Source organism: Streptomyces sp. MK37H, assembly GCF_018035285.1.
Lineage (GTDB): Bacteria > Actinomycetota > Actinomycetes > Streptomycetales > Streptomycetaceae > Streptomyces > Streptomyces endocoffeicus.
In genome coordinates this window covers 1-4,576 of sequence record NZ_JAAAYH010000574.1, presented here as the reverse complement: position 1 = coordinate 4,576, position 4,576 = coordinate 1, and the positions used below count along the sequence as shown (strand labels likewise).

The following is a 4,576-nucleotide window of genomic DNA, read 5'->3' as shown; positions in this document are numbered from 1 at the left end:
GATCGCCGCCATCGGCATCGCGATCGGGCTGCTCTTCTCGCTGGTCTGCTACCTGACCACCAACCTCTCGCCCGGCGGCATGATCACCCCGGGCTGGCTGGCGCTGACCCTCGTCGAGGATCTCCAGCGGGCCGCCATGGTCGTCGGCGTCACCGTGCTCACCTACGTGGGCACGTTGCTGATGCAGAAGTACGTGATCCTCTACGGCAAGCGGCTCTTCGCCGCGGTCGTCCTGCTCGGCGTGACCCTCCAGGCGACCGTGATGATCATCCTGTCGCTCGAGTTCCCGCTGATGTACGCGAACCAGACCCTCGGCTTCATCGTCCCCGGCCTGATCGCCTACCAGCTGGTCCGCCAGCCCCGTGGGGCCACCCTGCTGTCCACCGGGTCGGTGACGCTGATGGCCTATGTCGTCCTTACCGCCGGAATCCTCCTCGGCGTCATGCCGTCCGCCTGACCCACCACCGGAGCCGATCCCATGCCACTGAAGAAGAAACGCCCCGTACTGCACGCCGTCACCGTGCTCGCGCTGCTCGGCGCCAGCGGCTATCTGACCGTGGAGCTCAGGAAGGACGAGCAGGACAGGACGCCCGCCACCCAGGCCGTCATCGACGAGCCGAACCTGGAGAACGGCACCGGCCAGCAGAGCGGCAAGCAGACCTGGGAGCGGCTGAAGAACCCCGCCCGCACCATCCTGCGCGGCGACAACGGCCAGATCCTCGCCACCTTCACCGACCACGCCCGCACCGCCACCCTGCGCGGCCCCTCCCGCACCTTCAGCGAGCCCGCCAGCACCAAGTCCAAGGTGATCACCGAGGACTGGGTGCGGCTGATGCCGGAGCCGTGGGCCGAGGGCGCCGAGAAGGAGCAGTGGTTCAAGGACTGGTTCAAGGAGAACTACGGCAGCAAGAAGGAGGACCTCTTCGCGATCGCCTTCCAGTACGTGACGGGCGCGCCGGTCAAGAAGGACGCCCAGGGCATCCCGTACGCGGGCGACGCGGTCTTCGGGCCGTTCAAACCGGACGGCGTGGACCGGCTGGAGCAGAACGACTTCTACGACTACCTCGGCATCTCCTACACCTTCCGCGACGGCACCACGATGGCCGCGCGCAAGGAGCGCTACCGGGCGCTGGACTGCTCCGGCTTCATCCGCATGGTCATGGGCTACCGCGCCCGCTACCCCCTGATGGCGAGCAACGCCCTCGGCGACGGCCTGCCGCGCACCGCCAACGGCATGGCCCGCTCCAAGGTCGGCGTCGATGTCATCAAGATCCAGGGCCCCGGCCCCTGGTACACCCGGCCCACCAACATCGATGTTCTCCAACCCGGTGACCTGCTGTTCTTCAAGATGGATCACCGCACCGGCGACCATATGGACCATGTCGCCCTCTACCTGGGGCTGGACACCGACGGTCACCGCGTGTTCGTCTCCAGCCGCAAGGAGCAGAACGGCCCCACCATCGGTGACAACGGCGGTGTCTCCCGGATCGACGGCAACGGCTTCTACGCCGGGCTCCTCCGCAGCGCCAAGCGGCTCTGAGGATCAAGTGGGAAAATCGGACTGAATCAGGGCAAAAATTTTACGCGTGGCGCTAAACTTTAACGGCTCGTTTCCTTGTAGCGTTCGCGTTTGTGCGGGTAGGTTCTGCGCCATGACCGCATCCCAGACTCCGACCACTGCCGAGGAGCTGCGCGGTGCCGGCCTGCGGGTGACGGCCGCTCGTGTCGCCTTGCTGGAGACCGTCCGGGACGGTGATCACCTCGGGGTCGAGGCGATCGCCTCCGGGGTGCGCGACCGTGTCGGCCACATCTCCCTCCAGGCCGTGTACGAGGCCCTTCACGCACTGACCGCGGCGGGCCTCGTACGCCGCATCGAACCGGCCGGCAACCCGGCCCGGTTCGAAGGACGCGTCGGGGACAACCACCACCACGTCGTATGCCGGTCGTGTGGTGCCGTCGCCGATGTCGACTGCGCCGCCGGTGAGGCACCCTGCCTGACCGCGTCCGATGACCACGGCTTCTCGGTCGACGAGGCCGAGGTCATCTACTGGGGCCAGTGCCCCGGCTGTTCCACCGCCACCAGTTCCTGAGCACCATGATCCGCCCTAGCGTGGAAGGATTTCCATGTCCGAGAACCATGAGGCAATCGTCGTAGACCCGAAGACAGAGGAAGCGGGGGGCTGCCCGGTCGCGCACGGGCGTGCGCCCCACCCCACGCAGGGCGGCGGCAACCGTCAGTGGTGGCCGGACCGGCTCAATCTGAAGATCCTCGCCAAGAACCCCCCGGTGGCGAACCCGCTGGGTGAGGAGTTCGACTACGCCGAGGCGTTCAAGTCTCTCGACCTCGCGGCGGTGAAGCAGGACATCGCCGAGGTGCTGACCACCTCGCAGGACTGGTGGCCGGCCGACTTCGGCAACTACGGCCCGCTGATGATCCGTATGGCCTGGCACAGCGCCGGCACCTACCGCATCAGCGACGGCCGCGGCGGCGCCGGTGCCGGTCAGCAGCGCTTCGCCCCGCTCAACAGCTGGCCGGACAACGCCAGCCTCGACAAGGCCCGCCGTCTGCTGTGGCCGGTCAAGAAGAAGTACGGCCAGAGCATCTCCTGGGCCGACCTCATGGTCCTCACCGGCAATGTCGCCCTGGAGACGATGGGCTTTACGACCTTCGGCTTCGGCGGTGGCCGTGCGGACGTCTGGGAGGCCGAGGAGGACGTCTACTGGGGCCCGGAGACCACCTGGCTCGGCGACGAGCGCTACACCGGCGACCGCGAGCTGGAGAACCCGCTCGGCGCGGTCCAGATGGGTCTGATCTACGTCAACCCGGAGGGCCCCAACGGCAACCCGGACCCGATCGCCGCGGCCCGCGACATCCGTGAGACCTTCCGCCGGATGGCGATGAACGACGAGGAGACCGTCGCCCTCATCGCCGGTGGTCACACCTTCGGCAAGACCCACGGCGCGGGCCCCGCGGACGCCGTCGGCCCGGACCCGGAGGCCGCTCCGATGGAGCAGCTGGGCCTCGGCTGGAAGAGCACGCACGGCACCGGCGCGGGCAAGGACGCCATCACCAGTGGCCTCGAGGTCACCTGGACCACCACCCCCACCCAGTGGAGCAACGGGTTCTTCAAGAACCTCTTCGAGTACGAGTACGAGCTCACCAAGAGCCCGGCCGGCGCCAACCAGTGGGTGGCCAAGGACGCCCCGGAGATCGTCCCGGACGCCTTCGACCCGGACAAGAAGCAGCGCCCGACGATGCTCACCACGGACCTCGCGCTGAAGTTCGACCCGATCTACGAGCCGATCTCCCGCCGGTTCTACGAGAACCCGCAGGAGTTCGCGGACGCCTTCGCCCGCGCCTGGTACAAGCTGACCCACCGCGACATGGGCCCGAAGTCGCTGTACCTCGGCCCGGAGGTCCCGGAGGAGACCCTGCTGTGGCAGGACCCGCTGCCCGAGGCCGAGGGTGAGGCCATCGACGCCGCCGACGTCACGGCGCTCAAGGCCAAGATCCTCGACTCCGGTCTGACCGTCTCGCAGCTGGTCGGCACCGCGTGGGCGTCCGCCGCCTCCTTCCGCGGCAGCGACAAGCGCGGTGGCGCCAACGGCGCCCGGATCCGCCTGGAGCCCCAGCGCGGCTGGGAGGTCAACAACCCGGACGAGCTCGCGCAGGTCCTGCGCACCCTGGAGACCATCCAGGGCGAGTTCAACTCCGGCGCCAAGAAGGTCTCCCTGGCCGACCTGATCGTCCTCGGTGGCTCCGCCGCCGTGGAGAAGGCCGCCAAGGACGCCGGTGTCGACGTTGAGGTGGCCTTCGCCCCGGGCCGTGTCGACGCGACCGACGAGCACACCGACGCCGAGTCGTTCGCCGCGCTGGAGCCGACGTACGACGGGTTCCGCAACTACGTCGGCAAGGGCAACCGCCTGCCTGCCGAGTACCTGCTGCTGGACCGGGCGAACCTGCTCACCCTGAGCGCCCCCGAGATGACCGTCCTGGTCGGTGGGCTGCGCGTGCTGGGCGCGAACCACAACGGGTCCAAGCACGGCGTCCTCACCGAGACCCCGGGCAAGCTCACCAACGACTTCTTCGTCAACCTGCTCGACCTGGGCACGACCTGGAAGTCCACGTCCGAGGACCAGACCACGTTCGAGGGCCGTGACGCCTCGGGCGCGGTCAAGTGGACCGGCACCCGTGCCGACCTCGTCTTCGGCTCCAACTCCGAGCTGCGCGCCCTCGCGGAGGTCTACGCGAGCGACGACGCCAAGGAGAAGTTCGTGCACGACTTCGTCGCGGCGTGGGTCAAGGTCATGAACCTGGACCGGTTCGACCTCGTCTGATCCGCTCCGAGCACGCCGTCCAGGCCGGTCCGCACGGACCGGCCTGGACGTTTTTCTGCCCGAAGGCCGGTCCCGGCAGGGCCGGCGGACACGCTTTGCCATCTCTTTGCAACGCGCCACGCCGCCGCATCGTCTCTCCGCTCGATCCGTAACCCGGCCCGCCGAATGGCCGGGTGGACCGACGAAAGAGAGCGACTCCATGCGCCGCACTGTCCTCAGCGCGATGACACTCGCGTGC

4 protein-coding genes are annotated in these 4,576 nt (G+C 68.3%); all 4 read left to right on the top strand.

What is annotated here, in order from left to right; all coding sequences use genetic code 11:
* Position 1: 1 nt before the first annotated feature.
* The 4 genes from GWI24_RS40810 (at position 2) to katG (ending at position 4,338) form a co-directional block, all read left to right on the top strand.
* Positions 2–457 carry a poly-gamma-glutamate biosynthesis protein PgsC/CapC gene (locus GWI24_RS40810; RefSeq protein WP_210951073.1) on the top strand — a complete coding sequence of 152 codons (456 nt, stop codon included), beginning with the start codon at positions 2–4 and terminating at the stop codon, positions 455–457.
* 21 nt (positions 458–478) lie between these two features.
* A complete protein-coding gene (locus GWI24_RS40805) occupies positions 479–1,540 on the top strand; it encodes an NlpC/P60 family protein (protein WP_210951072.1) in 1,062 nt (353 codons plus the stop codon).
* A 112-nt stretch (positions 1,541–1,652) separates the two neighbouring features.
* Positions 1,653–2,090 (top strand): Fur family transcriptional regulator, encoded by a 438-nt coding sequence (locus GWI24_RS40800; protein WP_210951071.1) that lies wholly within the window; start codon positions 1,653–1,655, stop codon positions 2,088–2,090.
* Positions 2,091–2,124: 34 nt separating this feature from the next.
* Positions 2,125–4,338, top strand: coding sequence for a catalase/peroxidase HPI (gene katG, locus GWI24_RS40795; RefSeq protein ID WP_210951070.1), 2,214 nt, complete (start codon positions 2,125–2,127; stop codon positions 4,336–4,338).
* Positions 4,339–4,576: the final 238 nt, after the last annotated feature.

Bases quoted from the DNA above. Each gene is read 5' to 3' on its own strand.
- GWI24_RS40805 (WP_210951072.1), top strand. From the start codon at position 479: ATGCCACTGAAGAAGAAACGCCCCGTACTGCACGCCGTCACCGTGCTC.
- GWI24_RS40800 (WP_210951071.1), top strand. From the start codon at position 1,653: ATGACCGCATCCCAGACTCCGACCACTGCCGAGGAGCTGCGCGGTGCC.
- katG (WP_210951070.1), top strand. From the start codon at position 2,125: ATGTCCGAGAACCATGAGGCAATCGTCGTAGACCCGAAGACAGAGGAA.